Origin of the sequence: Streptomyces griseorubiginosus (assembly GCF_036345115.1) — a bacterium.
GTDB lineage: Bacteria > Actinomycetota > Actinomycetes > Streptomycetales > Streptomycetaceae > Streptomyces > Streptomyces griseorubiginosus_C.
This window is the reverse complement of sequence record NZ_CP107766.1, coordinates 6,894,381-6,915,595: the sequence shown is the minus strand read 5'-3', so window position 1 is coordinate 6,915,595 and position 21,215 is coordinate 6,894,381. Positions and strand designations below refer to the sequence as shown.

Below are 21,215 nucleotides of genomic sequence, written 5' to 3'. Positions count from 1 at the left end.
CACGCCATGGACATGAGCCTCGAAGTGATCCTGCTGCCGGTCTCGGACGTGGACCGGGCCAAGGAGTTCTACCGCGACAAGGTCGGCTTCCACGTGGATCTGGACGGCGAGGTGATGGAGGGCGTCCGCATCTGCCAGCTGACCCCGCCCGGCTCGGGCTGTTCCATCGCCCTGGTGGACGGCCTCCAGGTCCCCACGGGGGCGCCGCAGCCCGGCACGTACCACGGCATGCAGCTGTGCGTCACGGACGCGAAGGCGGCGTACGAGGAGCTCACCTCGCGCGGCCTGGACGTCAGCGAGCCGGCCCAGTTCGCGCCCCAGGACGGCGCCACCTTCATGTACTTCAAGGACCCGGACGGCAACGGCTGGGCGATCCAGGAGTACAAGCGCCGCGAGACGGAGCCCCTGCACCAGGTACTGGCGCAGCAGGCGGCAGCCCAGTAGCTCACCTTCAGGGGCGCGGGGAACTGCGCGACAGGCCCCAACGGGCGGCAACCGTCGCGACCCCGCGCCCCTGCGGCGAAGCCCTACAGCACCGGCAGGTTCTTCCGCAGCTCGAAGGCCGTGACCTCCGAGCGGTACTCCTCCCACTCCTGCCGCTTGTTGCGCAGGAAGAAGTCGAAGACGTGTTCGCCGAGGGTTTCGGCCACCAGGTCGCTGCGTTCCATCAGGGTCAGGGCCTCGCCCAGGTTCTGCGGGAGGGGTTCGATGCCCATCGCTCGGCGTTCGGCGTCGGAGAGGGCCCAGACGTCGTCCTCGGCGCCCGGCGGGAGTTCGTAGCCCTCCTCGATGCCCTTGAGGCCGGCGGCCAGGAGGACCGCGTAGGCCAGGTACGGGTTGGCGCCGGAGTCGAGCGAGCGGACCTCGATCCGCGCCGAGCCGGTCTTGCCGGGCTTGTACATCGGGACGCGGACCAGGGCCGAGCGGTTGTTGTGGCCCCAGCAGATGTAGGAGGGGGCCTCGCCGCCGGCGCCGGCGGTGCGCTCGGTGCCGCCCCAGATGCGCTTGTAGGAGTTGACCCACTGGTTGGTGACCGCGGAGATCTCCGCCGCGTGCTTGAGCAGGCCCGCGATGAAGGAGCGGCCGACCTTGGAGAGCTGGTACTCCGAGCCCGACTCGTAGAACGCGTTCCGGTCGCCCTCGAACAGGGACAGGTGGGTGTGCATGCCCGAGCCGGGGTGCTCGGAGAACGGCTTCGGCATGAAGGTCGCCTGCACGCCCTGCTCCAGCGCCACCTGCTTCATGACCAGGCGGAACGTCATGATGTTGTCCGCCGTGGAGAGCGCGTCGGCGTAGCGGAGGTCGATCTCCTGCTGGCCGGGGGCGCCCTCGTGGTGGGAGAACTCGACCGAGATGCCCATCGACTCCAGCATGGTGATCGCCTGGCGGCGGAAGTCCATGCCGATGTTCTGGGGGGTGTGGTCGAAGTAGCCGGAGTTGTCGGCGGGAGTGGGGCGCGAGCCGTCCAGCGGGCGGTCCTTCAGGAGGAAGAACTCGATCTCCGGGTGGGTGTAGAAGGTGAAACCCAGGTCGGAGGTGCGGGCGAGGGCGCGCTTGAGGACGTACCTGGGGTCCGCGAAGGACGGGGAGCCGTCCGGCATGAGGATGTCGCAGAACATGCGGGCCGTGCCGGGGGCCTCCGCTCGCCAGGGCAGGACCTGGAAGGTCGACGGGTCCGGCTTGGCGATCATGTCCGATTCGTATACGCGGGCGAATCCCTCGATCGCGGAGCCGTCGAAGCCGATGCCCTCGTCGAAGGCCTGTTCCAGCTCCGCCGGGGCCACGGCGACGGACTTGAGGAAGCCCAGCACGTCCGTGAACCACAGGCGTACGAACCGGATGTCGCGCTCCTCCAACGTCCGGAGCACGAACTCCTGCTGCTTGTCCATTGTCGACTTCCCCATCCTTGCTGGTCAGGCCGCCTGTCTCCGTGTCCCGCAGGAGGCGGTCGGGCACCTGAGCATCACACCACAACAGCGTTTCGTGCGCGTTGCCGACCTTGATCGCCCGGGGGATCCGGGAGTGAACGCCTCACGTCCGGCGGATGTGCCGCTCTGCCGCCCATCTTGCCTGCTCGGACTGACATACGTAATGCCCGGCCCGCCCCGTCTCACCCGGCGCCCCGGTTTCCTGTGGGCTCCCTACGAGAAGCCGCGCCCGCCCCACTACGATCAGCGGACCGATCGTCACCGTCCGCCCCGCCCCTTTCCCCCAGAAGGACACACCTCATGGGTTCCGCCAAGAAGAGCACCGCAGCGGCACGCAAGGCGCGCATAGAGGAGATGCGGCGAGCCGAACAGGCCCGCGCGCGCCGCAACCGGATCCTCATCGTCACCGCCAGCGTGGTCGCCGTGGCCGGTCTGGTCGCCGGTACCGTCGCCCTCGTCCGCTCGCAGTCCGACGACAGCGGCACGGCGGCCGACGGCAAGGGCACGGGGCACTTCGTCACGGGCTCGGACGGCGTGAAGACCTGGAAGGGCACGCTGGGCCGTACGCATGTCGCCAAGACCGTGAACTACCCGATGGAGCCCCCGGTCGGCGGCGACCACAACCAGGTCTGGATGAACTGCAACGGGAACGTCTACGACAAGGCGATCAACAACATGAACGCCGTGCACTCCCTGGAGCACGGCGCGGTGTGGGTGACGTACACCAGCGCGGCCAAGAAGGCCGACGTCGACGCGCTCGCGGCGAAGGTGAAGAAGACGCCGTACACGCTGATGAGCCCGGACGACAAGCAGAAGGACCCGATCATGCTGTCGGCCTGGGGCCATCAGCGGACGGTGACCAGCGCCGGCGACCCGAACGTCGACAAGTTCTTCGAGAAGTTCGTGCAGGGCCAGCAGACGCCCGAGCCGGGCGCGGCGTGCACGGGTGGTCTGTCGCAGTGAGGTTCGCGGGAGTGGCCGTGGCGGTGGCGGGCGTGCTCGTCGCGGCCGGCGCGATCACCTACGCCGTGGCCGAGGACGGCTCGGGTGACACGCCCACCGCCGACTCGGCGGACGCCGGGTTCGCGCGGGACATGGCCGTGCACCACCAGCAGGCCGTCGAGATGTCGTACATCGTGCGCGACCGCACCAAGGACGTCGAGGTGCGGCGGCTCGCCTACGACATCGCGCAGACGCAGGCCAACCAGCGCGGGATGCTGCTGGGCTGGCTGGATCTGTGGGGGCTGCCGAAGGTGTCGGCGGATCCGCCGATGACGTGGATGGGCATGGGTGACATGCCGTCGGCCGGCGAGGGTTCGCTGATGCCGGGCATGGCGACCGACAGCGAGATGAAGAAGCTGGGCACGCTGAACGGCAAGCAGGCCGAGATCTTCTACCTCCAGCTGATGACGGAGCATCACAAGGGCGGCATCCACATGGCGAAGGGCTGTGTGGACAAGTGCACGGTCGGGGTGGAGAAGCGGCTCGCGCAGGGGATGGTCGACGCGCAGCAGTCGGAGATCGACCTGATGGCGGGGATGCTGAAGGAGCGGGGCGCGAAGCCGGGATCATAGAGGGTTAACCCTCGAACCAGCCTTTTTCATTAGGTTAATTGGGCTCTTCTTGGCATGCGCATTCCCCGCGCATGAAGGGTTCGTCGCAAGAGTGGCCACACCGTCGAGTGATCACTCGCGACGAACCGCATCCAGGGGGTTCCATGAGATCCAACCGCGCCAAACTTCGCGCCGGAGTGAGCATGGCGGCGACACTGCCCATGCTCGCGGGCGCGCTGGCGCTCGGTATACCCGCGGCCCACGCCGCGGACAACCCGGCGCGTGACACGCTGGCCGGGACCAAGCCCGCGTGGGCCACGGCCAAGGCCGACAAGGGCGCCACCTCGGACAGCGCCAAGGTCTCCGCCCGGGTCTACCTCGCGGGCAAGGACGCCACCGGCCTCGCCGCCTACGCGAAGTCCGTGTCCGACCCGGACTCGGCGTCGTACGGCAAGTACCTGAGCGCCGCGCAGGCGCAGGCCCGCTTCGGCGCGACCAAGGCGCAGGTCGCCGCGGTCAAGTCCTGGCTGACGGCCGCCGGTCTGAAGGTCACGGACGTCACCGAGCACTACGTCGCCGTCAGCGGTGACGTGGCCGCCGTCGAGAAGGCCTTCGGGACCCAGCTGCACAACTACACCAAGGGCTCGAAGACGTACCGCGCGCCGGACAAGGCCGCGTCCGCGCCGGCCGGCCTCGACGGTGCCGTGCTGACCGTCACCGGCCTGGACAACGCGCCGCACAAGGCGAGCAGCAAGGACCAACTGCCGCCGCCGGACGCCGTGTTCAAGAACGCCGGGCCGTTCTCCTCGTACTACGGCTCGAACACCGCGAGCACGCTGCCGTCCGCCTACGGCTCGAAGATCCCGTACGCGATCAAGGGCTACACGGGCAAGCAGCTGCGTGCCGCGTACGGCGCCGGCACGTACACCGGCAAGGGGGTGCGCGTGGCCATCACCGACGCGTACGCCTCCCCGACCATCGCCTTCGACGCGGCCACGTACGCGAAGAAGAACGGTGACGCGGCCTACACCAGCGGCCAGTTGAAGCAGGTCCTGCCCAAGAACTACACGAAGACCGAGGAGTGCGGGGCGGCCGGCTGGTACGGCGAGGAGACCCTCGACGTCGAGGCCGTGCACGCGGTCGCGCCGGACGCGAACATCACCTACGTGGGTGCCGCGTCCTGCTACGACGACGATCTGCTCGACTCGCTCAGCAAGGTCGTCGACAACCACCTGGCCGACATCGTCTCCAACTCGTGGGGCGACATCGAGGCCAACCAGACGCCGGACCTCGCGGCCGCCTATGACCAGGTCTTCCAGTTCGGCGCGGTCGAGGGCATCGGCTTCTACTTCTCCTCCGGCGACAACGGCGACGAGGTCGCCAACACCGGCACGAAGCAGGTCGACACCCCGGCCAACTCGGCGTGGGTGACGGCGGTCGGCGGTACCTCCCTCGCCGTCGGCAAGGGCGACAAGTACCTGTGGGAGACCGGCTGGGGCACCGAGAAGGCCACGCTGTCCGCGGACGGCAAGAGCTGGACCGACTTCCCCGGCGCGTTCACCTCGGGTGCGGGCGGCGGCACCAGCAAGACGGTCGCCGAGCCCTTCTACCAGAAGGGTGTCGTCCCGAACGCGCTCGCCACGGCCAACAACGCCGCCGGCAACCGCGTGGTCCCGGACATCTCCGCGATCGCCGACCCCAACACCGGCTTCCTGGTGGGACAGACGCAGACCTTCCCCGACGGCTCGCAGCAGTACAGCGAGTACCGCATCGGCGGCACCTCGCTGGCCTCGCCGGTGATCGCGGCCGTGCAGGCGCTGGCGCAGCAGGCGCGCGGCGGCAAGGCGCTCGGGTTCGCCAACCCGTCGATCTACTCGAAGTACGGATCGCGGGTGTACCACGACGTCACGGACAACCCGACGGGCTCCGGACTCGCGGTGGCGCGCGTGGACTTCGCCAACAGCTATGACGCCACCGACGGGCTGCTGACCTCGGTCCGCTCCCTCGGCAAGGACAGCTCGCTGTCCGCGGTGAAGGGCTACGACGACGTGACGGGTGTGGGTACGCCCGCGAACGGTTACGTCCAGTCGTTCGGCCGGCGCTGACCCGGACACACGTCCGACAGGGCCCGGTCCCGGAGGTGAGAGCCCCGGGGCCGGGCCCTCGTGTGCGTCCGGTCCGCCGTCGTCAGGTGCGCGCCCGGCGGCCGGCCGTCGCGTGGATCACGAGACCCGCGACCAGCAGGAGGGCCCCGACGACCAGGAACGGGACCGGCGTGTACTCGTCGGTGCAGGCCTGCCCGCCGGAGATCGCGTGGCAGACCTCCCCGGGGCCGCCCCGGTTCAGGTACGCGAGGTAGAACACGGGCAGGGCCAGGCCCGACACGGCGCCCACGACGGCGCGGCGGGGGCCCCGGCGGGCCAGGGGCACCGCGGCCACCGCGGCGAGTACGAGGAAGGCCGCCCCCACCGTCAGGATCGCCGCGAGGCCGATGCCGGCGCAGGCGCCGACGAGGAGCCAGGCCAGGAACCAGCCCCAGTCCGTCGCGAGGTGCCCACCGTGGTCCCGAGTGCCGCTGATGCCGGTCATACCGCCTATTGAAGACAAGGTCATGACAATCCGGCAATGGGTGGTGCGCGTAAGGCCTCTCACACCCCCAGAGGCCATAGTGTCGCTCTGACGATTACACTGGATCCGTGCCTCAGTCGAACTTCTGGTCCATCTATCAGCACGGGTTCGCACGCGTCGCCGCGTGTACGGGTCACACCGTCATCGCGGACCCGCCCGCCAACGCCGAAGCGGTGCTGCGTCACGCGCGCCGGTGCTCCGAGGAGGGGGTCGCCGTCGCGGTCTTCCCGGAGCTGGGGCTGTGCGGTTACTCCATCGAGGACCTGCTGCTCCAGGACGCGCTGCTCGACGAGGTCGAGGCGGCGCTCGGGGAGGTCGTGGCCGGGTCGGCCGGGCTGCTGCCGGTGCTGGTCGTGGGCGCCCCGCTGCGCCACCGCAACCGGGTCTACAACTGCGCGGTGATCGTGCACCGCGGCCGGGTCCTCGGGGTCGTACCGAAGTCGTACCCGCCCAACTACCGCGAGTTCTACGAGCGTCGGCAGATCGGCGACGGCGCCGACGAGCGGGGCGGCTCGATCCGCGTCGGCGGCACGGCCGTACCGTTCGGCGTGGACCTGCTGTTCGAGGCCGGCGACGTCCCCGGTCTCGTGCTGCACGCGGAGATCTGCGAGGACATGTGGGTGCCGGTGCCGCCCAGCGCGGAGGCCGCGCTCGCCGGTGCGACGGTCCTGGTCAACCTCTCCGGCAGCCCCATCACGGTCGGCCGGGCCGAGGACCGCAAGCTGCTGTGCCGTTCGGCCTCCTCGCGCTGCCTCGCCGCCTACGTGTACGCGGCGGCCGGACTCGGCGAGTCGACCACCGACCTGTCCTGGGACGGGCAGGCGATGGTCTACGAGAACGGCGTGCTGCTGGCCGAGACCGAGCGGTTCCCGCAGGGGGACGAGTACGCGGTGGCCGACGTGGACCTCGACCTGCTGCGGCAGGAGCGGATGCGGATGGGCACGTTCGACGAGAACCGGCGGACCCATCAGGCCCGCACCGGCGACTTCCGCACGGTGTCCTTCGAGCTGGACCCGCCGGTCGGCGACCTGGGTCTCAAGCGCCGCCTGGAGCGCTTCCCGTTCGTGCCCGCCGACGCCGACCGGCTCGCCCAGGACTGCTACGAGGCCTACAACATCCAGGTCGCCGGGCTCCAGCAGCGGCTCGCCGCGATCGGCGGCCCCAAGGTGGTCATCGGCGTGTCCGGCGGCCTCGACTCCACGCACGCGCTGATCGTGGCCGCGCGGGCGATGGACCGCGCCGGGCGCCCGCGCAGCGACATCCTGGCCTGGACGCTGCCCGGGTTCGCCACCAGCGACCACACCAAGGACAACGCCCACAAGCTGATGGCCGCGCTCGGGGTCACCGCGGCCGAACTCGACATCACGCCGACCGCGCGGCTGATGCTGGAGGAGATGGGCCACCCGTTCGCCTCCGGGGAGCCGGTCTACGACGTCACCTTCGAGAACGTCCAGGCGGGCCTGCGCACCGACTACCTGTTCCGGCTCGCCAACCAGCGCGGCGGCATCGTGCTCGGCACCGGCGACCTCTCGGAGCTGGCGCTCGGCTGGTCGACGTACGGCGTGGGCGACCAGATGAGCCACTACAACGTCAACTCGGGCGTACCGAAGACGTTCATCCAGCATCTGATCCGCTGGGTCATCAGCAGCGGCCAGTTCGACGAGGAGACCGGCCGCATCCTCGCCGCGATCCTCGACACCGAGATCAGCCCGGAGCTGGTGCCGGGCGAGGAGATGCAGTCCACCGAGTCGAAGATCGGGCCGTACGCGCTGCACGACTTCACGCTCTTCCATGTGCTGCGGTACGGCTTCCGGCCGTCGAAGATCGCCTTCCTGGCGTGGCACGCGTGGCACGACGTGGAGGGCGGTGAGTGGCCGCCGGGGTTCCCCGAGGGCAAGCGCGGGACGTTCGACCTGCCGGAGATCCGGCGGTGGCTGGAGGTGTTCTGCAAGCGGTTCTTCGCGTTCGCGCAGTTCAAGCGGTCGGCCATGCCGAACGGGCCGAAGGTGTCGGCGGGGGGTTCGCTGTCGCCTCGCGGTGACTGGCGGGCACCGAGCGATGGCTCTGCGCGGGCGTGGCTGCGGGATCTGGAGCGGTTCGACTGAGCGGTGCGGGTCGGTGGGGCCGGTGCGGGTCGGTGGGGGTGCGCGTCCCTGGGGGGTGCGCCCCCAGACCCCCATCGGCCCGAGGGCCTCGTCCTCAAACGCCGGACGGGCTGGATTTACCTGACCGGCGTACTGCTGCGCCCAGCTTCACGCCCCGTCATCTCCGCATCGAACGTCTCCTGCGCCACCCGCATCGCCTCCGCGTACTCCGGCATGCTGAGCCGCCGCCACATCTCCTCCTCCGGCACGTCCTCGACGTGGGCGACGACCCACCAGATGGTGCCGAAGGGGTCCTTGATCCGGCCGCCGCGCTGGCCGAAGGCGCTGTCGGAGAGGGGCGTGACCACGCGGGCGCCGGCCGCCAGTGCCCGGGTGAACGTCTCGTCCGCGTCGGGCACGAACACCCGCAGCAGGCTCGGCATGACCGGCCAGTCGGGGCTCCGGTCGAAGGCCAGGACGACCGTGTCGCCGATCCGGATCTCGCCGTGTCCGATCGCGCCGGACTCGGTGGCGACCCTGCCGAGTTCCACGCCGTCGAACACCTCGGTGACGAAGTCGAGGAAGGCTCCGGTGTCGTCGGTCACGACCCAGGGGGCGACGGTGGTGTAGCCCTCGGGTGCTGCGCTGGTCCGCTGCTCGCTCATGCCGGCCCCTTCGTCGTATCGGACACTGACGACGTTAAGCGAGCGGTAGGTCAGATCCTGTCCTAGAACAGGGGCGCCCCGCCGACGGGGGAAGATCGGCGGGGCGCGTGGTGCCACTGTGGCTCCGAGGGGCGGGTGGCCCCTAGTGCACGGAGTGCTCCTCCAGCGGGAAGGTCCCGCCGACGACGTCCTCCGCGAAGGCCTTCACCGCGCCGGTCATGACCTCGCGCAGATTGGCGTACTGCTTGACGAACTTCGGGACCCGCCCGCCGGTGAGGCCGAGCATGTCGGTCCAGACGAGGACCTGGGCGTCGGTCTCGGGGCCGGCGCCGATGCCGACGGTCGGGATGTGCAGGACCCGGGTGACCTCGGCGGCGAGCTCCGCCGGGACCAGCTCCAGGACGACCGCGAAGGCGCCCGCGTCCTGGACGGCCTTGGCGTCCCGCAGCAGCTGCTGGGCCGCCTCCTCGCCGCGACCCTGGACGCGGTAGCCCATGGCGTTCACGGACTGCGGGGTCAGGCCGATGTGGGCCATGACCGGGATGCCGGACTCGACGAGCAGCCGGATCTGTTCGTGGGAACGCTCGCCGCCCTCCAGCTTCACGGCGCCGACGCCCGCCTCCTTGACCAGCCGGGTCGCCGAGCGCAGCGCCTGCACCGGGCCCTCCTGGTAGGAGCCGAAGGGCAGGTCGCCGACGATCAGGGCGCGCGAGGTGCCCCGTACGACGGCCGCCGACAGCATGGTCATCTCGTCCATCGTGACGGGCACGGTGGTCTCGTAGCCGAGGTGACAGTTGCCCGCCGAGTCGCCGACGAGCATCACGGGGATGCCGGCCTCGTCGAAAACGGAGGCGGTCGTCGCGTCGTAGGCGGTGAGCATGGGCCACTTCTCGCCGCGTTCCTTGGCGAGGGCGATGTCCCGGACGGTGATGCGGCGTGTGCCCTTCCCCCCGTACAGCGCCTTGCTGCCGTCGGAGGGCGTGGTGCGGGCAGCCGAAAGCTGCGTCATTGCAACGGCTCCTTACGTCATCTCGAGGCGCCCTGACGGCGTCCCCGGATCACCTCCATGGTGGCACCTCGTGCCAGTCAGGGCCAGGGGCGGTCGATGTGACCGTTCAGGCACAGGCGCTCAGACATCGCGGCACGTAAGGTCTCGGTAAAGAATTACGATACGAGACGGTGCCGTATCGGAAATCCTCTACGCTCGGCCGCATGACTACCGCAGTCCCTGACTCCCGGATCCCGGAAGCGGTGCACCGGCGCCGCTGGGCCATCCTCGGCGTACTGATGCTGAGCCTGCTGATCGTGGTGCTCGACAACTCGATCCTGAACGTCGCGATCAAGACGATCTCGACTCCGGCGCCGACCGGCCTGGGCGCCACCCAGAGCGAGCTGGAGTGGGCGATCAACGCCTACACCCTGGTCTTCGCCGGGCTCCTGTTCACCGCGGGGCTGCTCGGTGACCGGCTCGGCCGCAAGAAGGTGCTGCTGGGCGGCCTGGTGGTGTTCGGCGCCGGTTCCGCGCTCGCCGCCTTCTCCGGCTCGCCGGGCCAGCTGATCGCCTTCCGCGCGCTGATGGGCCTCGGCGCCGCCTTCGTCATGCCGGCCACGCTCGCCGTCCTGATGAACGTCTTCGAGCGCGAGGAGCAGCCGAAGGCCATCGGCATCTGGGCGGGTGGCGTGGGCCTCGCCATCGCCATCGGCCCGATCACCGGCGGGGTGCTCCTGGACCACTTCTGGTGGGGCTCGGTGTTCCTCATCAACGTGCCGATCGTGGTGCTCGCCCTGGTGCTGATGCTGTGGCTGGTGCCGGACTCCCGCGACCCGAACCCGGGGCGGATCGACCCCATCGGCGTGGTGCTGTCGGTCATCGGCCTGGTCCTGCTCGTCTACGGCATCATCAAGGGCGGCCAGCTCGCCGACTTCACGGACGCGACCGTGCTCGCGACCATCGGTGCCGGTCTCGCCGTCCTCGTCGCCTTCGTGGTGTTCGAGAAGCGCAGCGACCATCCGTCGATCGACATCACCTACTTCAAGAACAAGGTCTTCTCGGCCGCGATCGGCGCCATAGGGCTGGTCTTCTTCGCGCTGATGGGCGTGACCTTCTTCTCGGTGTTCTACACCCAGAGCGTGCGCGGCTACTCGCCGCTCCAGACCGGTCTGCTGATGCTGCCGCTGGCCGCCGCGCAGCTGATCTTCGCGCCGCGCGCCCGGCTGGTCGTCGACCGCTTCGGCAACAAGGCGACGACCACCGGCGGCATGCTGCTGATCGCCGCGATGCTGTCCGCGTTCGCCTTCCTGGAGGCGGACACGCCGATCTGGCTCCTCGAGGTGATCTTCTTCCTCATGGGCACCGGCATGGCGCACATCATGACCCCGACCAGCGTCGTCATCATGCAGGCCCTGCCGCGTGAGAAGGCGGGCTCCGCGTCCGCGCTCAGCAACACCTTCCGGCAGGTCGGCGGTGCGCTCGGCATCGCCGTCCTCGGCTCGGTGCTCTCCACGGCCTACCGCAGCGGCATCGAGTCCCACCTCGGGACCGTCCCGGCAGGCGTACGGCACACCGCGGGCGAGTCCATCGAGGCCACGCTCGGCGTCGCCGCGAAGCTCGGCCCCCGGGGTGACGCCCTGGTCGGTCCTGCCAACGACGCCTTCCTGCACGCGATGCACGTCACCGCGCTGTGGGGAGCCGGGGTGGCGGTGGTCGGTGCCGTGGTCGTGGCGCTGTACCTGCCGGGCAGGCCGACGGAGCCTCAGCGGGGGCCGGAGGAGCAGGAGTTGGTGGCCGCGGGCGAGTAGGGCGAGCCGGTGGCCGGATCCCGGCCGCCGGCACCGCCGTGTCCGAGGGACAATCACTTCATCCCACAGAGAGGACCAAGCGACGTGAGCGGCCTCGCCGAGAGTCAGTCCGGGCAGGCGGTCCCGGTGCGGGGCCGGCCCCGCAGTGAGGCCGTGGAGCGGTCCATCATCGAGGCCGTCATCAAGCTGCTGGAGGACGGCGTGCCGCTGGCGGAGCTGTCCATCGAGCGGATCGCCCGGACCGCCGGCGTCGGCAAGGCCACCATCTACCGCCGCTGGAACGGCAAGGAGGAGCTCTTCGTCGACGTCGTGCGCACCGCCGAGCCGCCGGATCCGGAACTGCCCGGCACCTCGATGCGCGACGATCTCGTGGCACTCCTCGAACAGCTGCGCCAGCGCGGGCTGATGACCCGTTCGTCGGCGCTGCTGCACAGCGTCTTCGCACAGATGAAGAGCAGTCCCAAGGTGTGGGGCGCCTACCACGCGATCGTCGTCGCGCCCCGGCGCCGGAAGCAGCTCGACATCCTGCGCCGGGGGCAGGCGAACGGCGAACTGCGCGGGGACATCGACATCGAGCTGCTCAACGACCTGTTCGTGGGGCCCATGTTGTTCCGCACCATCATGCTGCCGGGCTCCGCGCTCCCCGAGGGCCTGTCGGAGCAGATCGTCGACAGCGTCCTGGAAGGGCTACGGCCCGTCAGTTCGCGCGTGTCGTAGCACCCGTGTGCGCGTTTCGTCACAGAGGGCGCTTTCCCGGCCGGGATCCGGAACTCGGCGCGCCGACTTGTACGTCATCGCCCCCGTACGGTCGTCATGGGACGACGAGACGGGAGCCGATCATCCCCTAGGGTCGTACGGGGTGTCTGACACCCCTCCGGCAACGGGGTGAACGGTGTGCACGGCAGGTAGTGAGGCGACGGTATGGCGCAGCAGGCGTACGTGACGGAGACGGCGGACGGCGGCTCGGGACCCGAGCGTCAGAGAGGCCGGTTCCGGCGCCTGCTCGGCCGTACGGTGTCCGGCTGGCGCGGTGACAGAAGGATCTGGCGCCGCGGGATCGTGCTGGCCGCCCTGTCGGTGCTCGTCGCGCTGGTGATGCTGCTGCACGCGCAGATCCCGAACGCCGTGGGCAACCTGGGCAGTCTCACCGAGACCTTCCTGCCGTGGCTGGGCCTGTTCGTCCCGGTGCTGCTCCTGCTCGGCTTCCTGCGCAAGTCGGCGACCGCGCTGATCGCGGTGGTGCTGCCGGCGGCCGTGTGGCTGAACCTCTTCGGCGGGCTGCTGTCCGACAAGAACGGCACCGGTGGCGACCTCACGGTGGCCACGCACAACGTCAACGCCGAGAACGCCGACCCGGCCGGCACCGCCCGGGACGTGGCCGCCTCCGGCGCGGACGTGGTGGCCCTGGAGGAACTGACCGCCTCCGCGGTGCCGGTGTACGAGAAGGCGCTGGCGTCGACGTACAAGTACCACGCGGTCGAGGGCACGGTCGGGCTGTGGAGCAAGTACCCGCTGACCGGGGTGCGGGCCGTCGACATCAAGCTGGGCTGGACCCGGGCGATGCGGGCCACGGTGACCGCGCCGGACGGGCAGGTCGCGGTGTACGTGGCTCATCTGCCGTCCGTACGGGTGAAGATGGAGGCCGGGTTCACCGCCCGCCAGCGCGACACCAGCGCCGACGCGCTCGGTGAGGCGATCGCCGACGAGAAGCTGCCCCGCAAGATCCTGCTCGGCGACCTCAACGGCACGATGAACGACCGCGCGCTGAACGCGGTCACCTCGCAGATGCGCTCCACGCAGGGCGCGGCGGGCAGCGGCTTCGGGTTCAGCTGGCCGGCGTCGTTCCCGATGGCGCGGATCGACCAGATCATGGTGCAGGGCGTGGAGCCGGTGAGCTCGTGGACGCTGCCCGAGACCGGCAGCGACCATCTGCCGGTGGCGGCGCGTGTGAACCTCGCCACCTCCTCGTAACCCGGGGGAAGCCTGGGGCGGGCACGTTTGTTCCGTAACTGAACATAAGCTAGGTACGGAACTCCGCTCACCCCTTCGAAAGGCACGACTCCTTTATGCCTCTGGCCCTGCTCGCACTGGCCGTCGGCGCTTTCGGTCTCGGCACCACCGAATTCGTCATGATGGGCCTGCTGCCCGACGTCGCCGACGACCTGGGCATCTCGATCCCCACCGCCGGTCACCTCGTCTCCGCGTACGCGCTGGGCGTGGTGATCGGCGCCCCGCTGCTCGCCGCGGTCACCGCCCGGATGTCCCGCCGCAAGGTCCTCATCGGCCTGATGGGGCTGTTCGTGGCCGGCAACGCGGCCTCGGCCTTCGCGCCCGGTGAGGGATGGCTGCTGGCCGCGCGCTTCGTGAGCGGTCTGCCGCACGGCGCCTTCTTCGGCGTCGGCGCGGTCGTCGCCACCAGTCTCGTCGCCCCGGAACGCAAGGCCCGCTCGGTCTCCCTGATGTTCCTCGGCCTGACCCTGGCCAACATCGCCGGTGTGCCGGTCGCCACGCTCATGGGCCAGCACCTGGGCTGGCGGGCGACCTTCCTCGGCGTCAGCGCGATCGGCCTGGCGGCGATAGCCTCGCTGGCCCTGCTGATCCCGCACGACCACACCCAGGCGCCCCGGGTGGGCCTGCGCGGCGAACTGGCCGCCCTGCGCTCGCTCCCGGTCTGGCTGGCCCTCGGCACCACGGTCGCGGGCTTCGGCGCGCTGTTCTCCGCGTACAGCTACATCACGCCGATGCTCACGGACTCCGCCGGGTACGCCGATTCCAGCGTGACCCTCCTGCTCGCCCTGTTCGGGGTGGGCGCGACGGTGGGCAACCTGCTCGGCGGACGGCTCGCCGACCACTCCCTGCGCGGCACCCTGTTCGGCGGGCTGACCTCGCTGGTCGTGGTCCTCGCCCTGTTCCCGGCGCTGATGTCGGCGCAGTGGAGCGCCGCGCTCGCGGTGGTCCTGCTGGGCACGGCGGCCTTCGTCACCGGGTCCCCGCTCCAGCTGATGGTCATGGAGAAGGCGTCCGCCGCCCCCTCCCTGGCCTCCTCCGCCAACCAGGCCGCGTTCAACCTGGCCAACGCCGGCGGCGCCTGGATCGGCGGCCTGGCCCTCGCCGCGGGCCTCGGCGTGACGTCCCCCGCGGTGACGGGCGCCGGCCTGGCCGTGCTCGGCCTCGGCGTCGCCGCGGTGGCGGCGGTCGTGGACCGGCGACGCGTGGCCGCACCGACCGGCCGGGAGCGCGTCATCGCCTCGCATGTGCCGGAGCACGCGGAAGCCGTGCGGCACTGAGCAGTCGTACGACCAAGGGGGGCGCCCGGAGATCACCGGGCGCCCCCCCTTCGCTCACCCCACCGACTCCCGCGCCACGTCCAGGAACGCCAGCCGGTTGGCCTCCAGGTGGTCCCGTACGCTCTCGCCCTCCGGCAGGCCCTCCCACACGGTCCGGTTGAGGTCGAGGAAGTGAGCGCGGGCGGCTTCGTGCACCGGTAGCGGGAACTGGACGCGGATGAGGCGTTCGGCCACCCAGAGGCGGTTCATCGTGTCGCTGGTCGTGAGGAACCAGGGGTCGGTGGGCTCGTGATCGGCGGGCGGGAATAGGCGGCGCGTTCCGCCTCGGCGCTGACCTCGATGAAGCGCTCCAGCAGGGCCAGGCGTTCCGCGCGCCGGGCCTCCGACACCGCGGTCCGCTGTCGCCGCGCCTCGGCGCGTTCCGCCGACAGCTGGGTCCGATGCTGGACGAGGTAGGACAGCACGCCGCCCAGAGCGACGCCGCCCAGCGAAATGAGAGACACCCAGACCTGGCCCGACACGCGGGTCATCGTCCCACGCCGCGCCGGGGCTGTCGGTGAGCTGTAGGGCCCTGTAGGCGGGCTGTCGGTGGTTTGTCGGTGGGGGCTGGGAGTGTTCTCGGCATGACGCGAATCGACAAGAACCCCCAGAGCGGGGACTCCGCCGTTTCCGTGCGGGGGCTGGTCAAGCACTACGGCGAGACCAAGGCGCTGGACGGCGTCGACCTGGATGTGCGCGAGGGCACCGTGATGGGTGTGCTCGGGCCGAACGGGGCCGGCAAGACCACCCTCGTACGCATTCTGTCCACCCTGCTCTCCGCCGACTCCGGGACGGCGACCGTCGCCGGCTACGACGTCGTACGGCAGCCCCGGCAGCTGCGACGCGTGATCGGGCTCACCGGGCAGTACGCCTCGGTGGACGAGAAGCTCCCCGGCTGGGAGAACCTCTACATGATCGGGCGGCTGCTCGACCTGCCCCGCAAGGAGGCCCGCGCCCGGGCCGACGAGCTGCTGGAGCGGTTCTCGCTGACGGACGCCGCGAAGCGGCCCGCGAGCACCTACTCCGGCGGTATGCGGCGCCGCCTCGACCTCGCCGCCTCGATGATCGGGCGCCCCCAGGTGCTCTTCCTGGACGAGCCCACCACCGGTCTCGACCCGCGCACCCGCAACGAGGTGTGGGACGAGGTCAAGCGGATGGTCGGGGACGGCGTGACCGTGCTGCTGACCACCCAGTACATGGAGGAGGCCGAGCAGCTCGCCTCCGAGCTGACCGTCGTGGACCACGGCAAGGTCATCGCCGCCGGCGCCATCGAGGAGCTCAAGGCGAAGGTCGGCGGACGCTCGCTGCGGGTCCGGCCGGTCGATCCGATGCAGCTGCGGCCGCTCGCCGGGTGGATCGACGAACTCGGCATCACCGGGCTCGCCGGCAGCACCGTGGACACCGACAGCGGCGCCGTCATCGTGCCGATCCTCAGCGACGAGCAGCTGACCGCCGTGGTCGGCGCGGTCACCGCACGCGGTGTCACCCTCTCCTCCATCACCACCGAACTGCCCAGCCTGGACGAGGTGTTCCTGTCCCTCACCGGCCACCGCGCCAGTGCCCCGCAGGACACCGTGCCCACCAACGACACCCGCGAGGAGGTCGCCGTATGAGCGCCGCAACCGCCAGCATCACGGACGCCGACGCCCGGATCCCGCTGCGCGGCCACCTGCGCCACACCGGCGCCCTCGTCCGCCGCAACCTGCTGTGGATCCGCCAGGACCCGGAGTCGATGTTCGACGCGATCCTGATGCCGGTCGTCTTCACCCTGCTGTTCGTCTACGTCTTCGGCGGCTCGATCGGGCAGGCCCTGGGCGGCGGGCAGGACGGCTACGTCCAGTACGTCATCCCGGGCATGATCGCGATGATGAGCATGACGCTCTCCCAGGGCGTCGGCACCGGCTTCAGCCAGGACTTCAACTCCGGTGTCATGGACCGCTTCCGGTCCCTGCCGATCGGGCGCGGCTCGGTGCTGTTCGCGAAGATCTCCGTGGAACTGCTGCGGATGCTGTTCGCGACCACCGTGCTGATGATCGTGGCCGTTCTGGTCGGCTTCGACATCCACCACTGGGCCGGACTGTTCGCGGCGGTGGGACTGTCCGCCGTGTTCGCCTCCTCCATCATGTGGGTGTTCCTCACCCTGGGCGTGATCCTGAAGAACGCCCAGTCCGTGCAGGCGATGGGCTTCCTGGTGCTCTTCCCGCTCCAGTTCGGCTCGTCGATCTTCGCGCCGACGGCCTCGATGCCGGGCTGGCTCCAGCACTTCACCGACTACAACCCGCTGTCCACGCTCGCCGACGCGGCCCGCGGCCTGATGGTCGGCGGCCCGGTCGCCCACGACCTGTGGGTGACACTCGCCTGGTCGGCGGCGATCACGGCGGTGGCGGCACCGTACGCCATCCACAAGTTCCGCACGAAGAACTGACCGGCCCAGGCGCCCGGGCGTCGGTGCGCGTCACACCAGGGCGGCGGCCTCCTCAGGGGAGAGGCCGCCGCCCTCCGCGTACGCCGACTCGTAGGCCGCGTCGCCGAGCACCGCGCGCAGGTCCCGCTCGGCGTTGCCCCGCACCGTGCGCTCGATGGTCGTCGGGGCGTGGTCGGCGGGCAGCAGCGCGTCGCCGGCCCGGAGGCACCGGGCGCCGTCCCGGGCGCGGGCACCGCCGTCGGCCGCGGCGAGGGCGAGCGCGGCGGTGTGCAGGTACATCGTGCGCATATGGGGGGCGATGGTCAGGGCCAGCGGGTCCCCGGACTTCTCCAGCGCCCGCCGCGTCAGCCTCAGGCACTCGTCGTAACAGCCGTCCATGGCCTCCAGCCAGGCTTCCGAGCCCAGGATGAACGCGTCGAAGATGACGAAGTGGGCGATGCCGAACTGCTGGCGCAGCAGCCGCAGTTGCTCACGCGCCTCAGGAATGCGACCGGTCATGCCGAGCCGGCCGGCGAGGAACATCCGGGAGGCGGGCATCGCCTCGTTGCGGACGCCGTCCTGGTCGGCGATCACCTCACGCAGCAGCCGCTCGCCCCGCTCCGCCTCCCCCGTCTCCAGCAGCGCGCTGCCCAGCCGGGCGTTGAGCACGGACCGCTGGGCGCGGGCACCGAGCTGTTCGGCCCGCTCGATCGCCCGCTCGTAGTCGTCGGCCGCCGCCCGCCACTCCCCCTTGCGTTCATGGGCCTCGGCGCGCGCGGAGAGCGCCTCCGCGGTGCCCCACAGGTCGCCGATCCGCTCGTAGATCTCCAGCGCCTCCTCGGCGTCCTGGATGGCGTCGCCCGCCCAGTCGGAGCGGTTGGCGAGCAGGTTGGCCCGCCACTGGAGGGCGGCGGCGAGCTCCCACTCGTGGCCCGGGGTGGCCCGGCAGGTGTCGACGGTCGCCTTGATGACGTCCCGCAACCTGTCCATGTCCCCGGTGAGCATGATGGCGAAGAACCACAGCGAGCCCGGCATCCGGCAGGTCTGCGCCATGCCCGGCTCGTAGGTCGCGGCGATGGTCCGCAGCTTGGCCTGCGCGTGCTGGTTCTGCCAGGCGTCCAACTCGGTGTCCATGCAGGCGAGATGGACGAGATGGGCGCCCCGCCGGGCCTCCTCGAGCACCTCGCCGGTCCAGGGCGGCGCGGTGTCCGTGCAGCGCTCCCGCACCGGCAGGGCAGGGCGGACCGGCTCGGTGAACGGGTCGGGGCCGAGTTGCTGCACCTCGCTGGACCAGTTGCGGGCCTCGATGCGCAGGTCGCGCATCTGCCAGTACCAGGCGAGCGACAGGACCAGACACAGCCCCTCCTGCTCGTCGCGGGCGGCGACGGCCCGGCGCAGGGCGGTCCGGAGGTTCTCGTACTCGCGCTCCAGGCGCCCGATGGCCTCGAGTTGACGGGGGCCGCGCAGCAACGGGTCGGTGGCGCGGGCGAGTTCGCGGTAGTACGTCAGGTGCGCGCGCTCGGCGTCGGCACGGATGCCGTCCGTCTCGTCCAGGCGCTCGCCCGCGTACTCGGCGACGGTCTCCAGGAGCCGGTAGCGCATCTCCCCGTCCCCGGAAGGCGCCGCCACCACAAGGGACTTGTCGACGAGCGAGCCGAGCGCCTCCAGGGCGCCGGGCCCGCACACGGCCTCGGCGGCGGCGAGATCGCACCCGCCCGCGAACACCGACAGCCGCCGCAGGACATCCCGCTCCTCCTCGTCGAGCAGGTCCCAGGACCAGTCGACGACGGCCCGCAGGGTCTGCTGGCGGGGCAGGACGGTACGGCTGCCCGAAGTCAGCAGCCGGAAGCGGTCGTCGAGCCGGTCGGCGATCTGACGCGGCGTCAACATCCGCAAACGGGCGGCGGCGAGCTCGATACCGAGCGGCAGCCCGTCGAGTCGCCGGCAGATCTCGGCACAGGCCTCCGGATCCTCGTCCACCCGGAACCCCGGCCTGGCCGCGGCCCCCCGGTCGGCGAGCAGCCGCAACGCGACCGGCTCCGGCAGCGGCTCCACGGGTCGCAGCAACTCCCCCGGCACACCGAGGGGTTCACGGCTGGTGGCCAGCACGGTCAGCCCCGGGCAGCGCTCCAGGAGCGTCTCCGTCAGCCGGGCGGCCGCCTCGACGACATGCTCGCAGTTGTCGAGGATCAGCACCATGCGCCGCCTGCCGCAGTGCTCGGCGAGCCGCTCCACGGGATCGTCGAGCCGCTCGCTGCCGGCCGCCCTCATCGCCTCGGCACCGGCGCCGTACAGCACGGTCTCCCGGGCCCCCACGGACGTCAGCACGGCCTCGGGCACGGCGTCCGGATCGTCCACCGGAGCGAGCTCGGCCAGCCACACCCCGTCCCGCGCGGCCTCCCCCACGGTCTCCCCGGCCTCCTGCGACAACCGGGTCTTCCCGGCCCCGCCGGGCCCCAGCAGCGTGACGAGCCGCGCGCTCGCGAGGTCCCCGCGGATGGCCTCGATGTCGGCTTCCCGCCCGACGAAGGAGGTGAGACGGGCACGGAGGTTGCCGAGCGGCGGGGAGGTCGGTCCGGTGGCGTGGGCTCCCGCCGCGGGACTTTGCGGCAGGGCGGCCGGGGTGTACGTGGCCGCCGCGGACGGCGGTTCCGGCCGCAGCAACTCCCCGTGCAGCGCGCGCAGTTCGGGCCCCGGGTCCGCTCCCAGCCGGTCCGCGAGCAGCTGCCGTACGGACTCGTAGGCGGCCAGCGCCTCCGCGGTGCGGCCGGTGTCGCGCAGGGCGCGCAGCCGGAGGGCCTGGAGGGGTTCGTCCAGGGGGTGGGTGTCGCAGAGGGCGGTCAGTTCGGGCAGGGACTGGTCGGCGTGGCCGAGGGCGAGCGCGGCGGCGTGGCGGGTGCGGAGGGCGTCCAGACGCCGGGCCTCGGCGCGGGCCGCCTCGGCCGTACGGTCGGGCAGGTCGGCCAGGGCGGGGCCGCGCCACAGGGCGAGGGCGTCGTCCAGGACCGCCGCCGCCTTGGCGGGGTCGCCGTCGGCCAGCGCCCGCACGCCGTCACCGGCGAGCCGCTCGAAACGGTGCAGGTCGATGTCGTCCGGCGCGGCGGTGAGTCGGTAACCGCCGTCCACGGAGGCCACGGCCTCCGCCCCGATCGCCCTCCTGAGCCGCCCCACCAGCGCCTGCACGGCGCCGGTCGCGTCGGCGGGCGGCTCACCGTCCCACACCTCGTCCACCAGCACGGTCACCGGGACGGTGCGGGTGGGCCGCAGAGCGAGCACGGTCAACAGAGCACGCAGCCGCGCGCCGCCGACGGGGACGGTGGTGCCGTCGGGACGGAGTGCCTGCGTGGTGCCGAGGATGCGATAGCGCACGGGGCCATTGTCTCTGTTGGCGTCGGGACGGGTCACGGGGTTCCCTCGGGTGGGGTGTCGAGTACGCCTATGGGGGTGGCGGGTTCTGTTGTCGGGCGGGTGCGGGTGCGTTGTGGCTTGTCGCGCAGTTCCCCGCGCCCCTAAGGGGTTGCAGTTGACCTGCGCCAGGACCGGACCGTCCGCCGCCGCGTCCGCCCCCACGCACCGTTCGCCGCGTACGGCGTGAAGGGGACGGGGTGGGGGGTGTCCGCCCGCAGCGGCCGGCGTCCGGAACCGAGCACATCTCAAGCGACCGAGCCGCCGGACCGAGGACGGATACCCCCCACCCCGGCACCGACCCGAGACGAACCAGCACGCGCTACGCACGCCCCCACCGGACAGCAAGAGGCCGCCGCAGGCCTCCAGGGGCGCGGGGAACTGCGCAAAACGCCCGCCCCCACGCACCCGCACACGAAGGAA

At 71.1% G+C, this 21,215-nt stretch carries 18 protein-coding genes; 11 read left to right on the top strand and 7 right to left on the bottom strand.

Annotation, left to right across the window (positions count from 1 at the left end; all coding sequences use genetic code 11):
* The first annotated feature begins 6 nt into the window (after positions 1 to 6).
* A complete protein-coding gene (locus OHN19_RS31225) occupies positions 7 to 444 on the top strand; it encodes a VOC family protein (protein WP_330267402.1) in 438 nt (145 codons plus the stop codon).
* An 83-nt stretch (positions 445 to 527) separates the two neighbouring features.
* Here the strand turns inward: OHN19_RS31225 and glnA are convergent, their stop codons facing one another.
* Positions 528 to 1,889, bottom strand: coding sequence for a type I glutamate--ammonia ligase (gene glnA / locus OHN19_RS31220; RefSeq protein WP_330267401.1), 1,362 nt, complete (start codon positions 1,887 to 1,889; stop codon positions 528 to 530).
* Between the two features lie 339 nt (positions 1,890 to 2,228).
* Here glnA and OHN19_RS31215 point away from each other — a divergent pair, with 339 nt between their 5' ends.
* The 3 genes from OHN19_RS31215 to OHN19_RS31205 all read left to right on the top strand — a co-directional run bounded on the left by OHN19_RS31215 (position 2,229) and on the right by OHN19_RS31205 (position 5,586).
* Positions 2,229 to 2,891: a DUF3105 domain-containing protein gene (locus tag OHN19_RS31215; RefSeq protein WP_330267400.1), complete on the top strand. Its 663-nt coding sequence runs from the start codon at positions 2,229 to 2,231 to the stop codon at positions 2,889 to 2,891.
* An 11-nt stretch (positions 2,892 to 2,902) separates the two neighbouring features.
* Positions 2,903 to 3,502 (top strand): DUF305 domain-containing protein, encoded by a 600-nt coding sequence (locus OHN19_RS31210; RefSeq protein WP_381301868.1) that lies wholly within the window; start codon positions 2,903 to 2,905, stop codon positions 3,500 to 3,502.
* A gap of 143 nt (positions 3,503 to 3,645) precedes the next feature.
* Positions 3,646 to 5,586, top strand: coding sequence for a S53 family peptidase (locus tag OHN19_RS31205; protein ID WP_330267398.1), 1,941 nt, complete (start codon positions 3,646 to 3,648; stop codon positions 5,584 to 5,586).
* A gap of 82 nt (positions 5,587 to 5,668) precedes the next feature.
* On the opposite strand, the gene OHN19_RS31200 is transcribed toward OHN19_RS31205, so the two are convergent.
* Entirely contained in the window at positions 5,669 to 6,070 is a 402-nt protein-coding gene (locus tag OHN19_RS31200) for a hypothetical protein (RefSeq protein WP_330267397.1), read from the bottom strand.
* 107 nt (positions 6,071 to 6,177) lie between these two features.
* Here OHN19_RS31200 and OHN19_RS31195 point away from each other — a divergent pair, with 107 nt between their 5' ends.
* Positions 6,178 to 8,214, top strand: coding sequence for an NAD(+) synthase (locus tag OHN19_RS31195; protein WP_330267396.1), 2,037 nt, complete (start codon positions 6,178 to 6,180; stop codon positions 8,212 to 8,214).
* 116 nt (positions 8,215 to 8,330) lie between these two features.
* Here OHN19_RS31195 and OHN19_RS31190 read toward each other — a convergent pair whose 3' ends face one another.
* Positions 8,331 to 8,858 carry a VOC family protein gene (locus OHN19_RS31190; RefSeq protein ID WP_330267395.1) on the bottom strand — a complete coding sequence of 176 codons (528 nt, stop codon included), beginning with the start codon at positions 8,856 to 8,858 and terminating at the stop codon, positions 8,331 to 8,333.
* Positions 8,859 to 9,000: 142 nt separating this feature from the next.
* Complete coding sequence (gene panB / locus OHN19_RS31185; protein WP_330267394.1) at positions 9,001 to 9,867, bottom strand: 3-methyl-2-oxobutanoate hydroxymethyltransferase; 867 nt, start codon at positions 9,865 to 9,867, stop codon at positions 9,001 to 9,003.
* 203 nt (positions 9,868 to 10,070) lie between these two features.
* On the opposite strand from panB, the gene OHN19_RS31180 reads away from it, so the two are divergent.
* The 4 genes from OHN19_RS31180 to OHN19_RS31165 all read left to right on the top strand — a co-directional run bounded on the left by OHN19_RS31180 (position 10,071) and on the right by OHN19_RS31165 (position 14,944).
* Entirely contained in the window at positions 10,071 to 11,657 is a 1,587-nt protein-coding gene (locus tag OHN19_RS31180; RefSeq protein ID WP_330267393.1) for an MFS transporter, read from the top strand.
* Positions 11,658 to 11,741: 84 nt separating this feature from the next.
* On the top strand, positions 11,742 to 12,374 hold the full coding sequence (locus OHN19_RS31175) for a TetR/AcrR family transcriptional regulator (RefSeq protein WP_330267392.1): 633 nt from the start codon (positions 11,742 to 11,744) through the stop codon (positions 12,372 to 12,374).
* A gap of 204 nt (positions 12,375 to 12,578) precedes the next feature.
* Positions 12,579 to 13,628 (top strand): endonuclease/exonuclease/phosphatase family protein, encoded by a 1,050-nt coding sequence (locus tag OHN19_RS31170; protein WP_330267391.1) that lies wholly within the window; start codon positions 12,579 to 12,581, stop codon positions 13,626 to 13,628.
* A gap of 95 nt (positions 13,629 to 13,723) precedes the next feature.
* A complete protein-coding gene (locus OHN19_RS31165; RefSeq protein WP_330267390.1) occupies positions 13,724 to 14,944 on the top strand; it encodes an MFS transporter in 1,221 nt (406 codons plus the stop codon).
* Between the two features lie 54 nt (positions 14,945 to 14,998).
* Here OHN19_RS31165 and OHN19_RS43990 read toward each other — a convergent pair whose 3' ends face one another.
* Both OHN19_RS43990 and OHN19_RS43985 read right to left on the bottom strand, forming a co-directional pair.
* Positions 14,999 to 15,193 (bottom strand): hypothetical protein, encoded by a 195-nt coding sequence (locus OHN19_RS43990; protein ID WP_419249546.1) that lies wholly within the window; start codon positions 15,191 to 15,193, stop codon positions 14,999 to 15,001.
* Complete coding sequence (locus OHN19_RS43985; protein WP_419249545.1) at positions 15,190 to 15,474, bottom strand: hypothetical protein; 285 nt, start codon at positions 15,472 to 15,474, stop codon at positions 15,190 to 15,192. The genes OHN19_RS43990 and OHN19_RS43985 overlap by 4 nt, the downstream gene beginning before the upstream one ends.
* A 93-nt stretch (positions 15,475 to 15,567) precedes the next feature.
* On the opposite strand from OHN19_RS43985, the gene OHN19_RS31155 reads away from it, so the two are divergent.
* Positions 15,568 to 16,596: an ATP-binding cassette domain-containing protein gene (locus tag OHN19_RS31155; RefSeq protein ID WP_330267389.1), complete on the top strand. Its 1,029-nt coding sequence runs from the start codon at positions 15,568 to 15,570 to the stop codon at positions 16,594 to 16,596.
* Complete coding sequence (locus OHN19_RS31150) at positions 16,593 to 17,408, top strand: ABC transporter permease (protein WP_330267388.1); 816 nt, start codon at positions 16,593 to 16,595, stop codon at positions 17,406 to 17,408. Before OHN19_RS31155 ends, OHN19_RS31150 begins: the two co-directional genes overlap by 4 nt.
* A 30-nt stretch (positions 17,409 to 17,438) precedes the next feature.
* On the opposite strand, the gene OHN19_RS31145 is transcribed toward OHN19_RS31150, so the two are convergent.
* Positions 17,439 to 20,756: an AfsR/SARP family transcriptional regulator gene (locus OHN19_RS31145; protein WP_330267387.1), complete on the bottom strand. Its 3,318-nt coding sequence runs from the start codon at positions 20,754 to 20,756 to the stop codon at positions 17,439 to 17,441.
* Between the last annotated feature and the right edge of the window lie 459 nt (positions 20,757 to 21,215).

Excerpts from the sequence above, each read along its gene's own strand:
- OHN19_RS31225 (WP_330267402.1), top strand. The coding sequence starts at position 7 with ATGGACATGAGCCTCGAAGTGATCCTGCTGCCGGTCTCGGACGTGGAC.
- glnA (WP_330267401.1), bottom strand. The coding sequence starts at position 1,889 with ATGGACAAGCAGCAGGAGTTCGTGCTCCGGACGTTGGAGGAGCGCGAC.
- OHN19_RS31215 (WP_330267400.1), top strand. The coding sequence starts at position 2,229 with ATGGGTTCCGCCAAGAAGAGCACCGCAGCGGCACGCAAGGCGCGCATA.
- OHN19_RS31205 (WP_330267398.1), top strand. The coding sequence starts at position 3,646 with ATGAGATCCAACCGCGCCAAACTTCGCGCCGGAGTGAGCATGGCGGCG.
- OHN19_RS31200 (WP_330267397.1), bottom strand. The coding sequence starts at position 6,070 with ATGACCGGCATCAGCGGCACTCGGGACCACGGTGGGCACCTCGCGACG.
- OHN19_RS31190 (WP_330267395.1), bottom strand. The coding sequence starts at position 8,858 with ATGAGCGAGCAGCGGACCAGCGCAGCACCCGAGGGCTACACCACCGTC.
- panB (WP_330267394.1), bottom strand. The coding sequence starts at position 9,867 with ATGACGCAGCTTTCGGCTGCCCGCACCACGCCCTCCGACGGCAGCAAG.
- OHN19_RS31180 (WP_330267393.1), top strand. The coding sequence starts at position 10,071 with ATGACTACCGCAGTCCCTGACTCCCGGATCCCGGAAGCGGTGCACCGG.
- OHN19_RS31170 (WP_330267391.1), top strand. The coding sequence starts at position 12,579 with ATGGCGCAGCAGGCGTACGTGACGGAGACGGCGGACGGCGGCTCGGGA.
- OHN19_RS31165 (WP_330267390.1), top strand. The coding sequence starts at position 13,724 with ATGCCTCTGGCCCTGCTCGCACTGGCCGTCGGCGCTTTCGGTCTCGGC.
- OHN19_RS43990 (WP_419249546.1), bottom strand. The coding sequence starts at position 15,193 with ATGAACCGCCTCTGGGTGGCCGAACGCCTCATCCGCGTCCAGTTCCCG.
- OHN19_RS43985 (WP_419249545.1), bottom strand. The coding sequence starts at position 15,474 with ATGACCCGCGTGTCGGGCCAGGTCTGGGTGTCTCTCATTTCGCTGGGC.
- OHN19_RS31155 (WP_330267389.1), top strand. The coding sequence starts at position 15,568 with ATGACGCGAATCGACAAGAACCCCCAGAGCGGGGACTCCGCCGTTTCC.
- OHN19_RS31150 (WP_330267388.1), top strand. The coding sequence starts at position 16,593 with ATGAGCGCCGCAACCGCCAGCATCACGGACGCCGACGCCCGGATCCCG.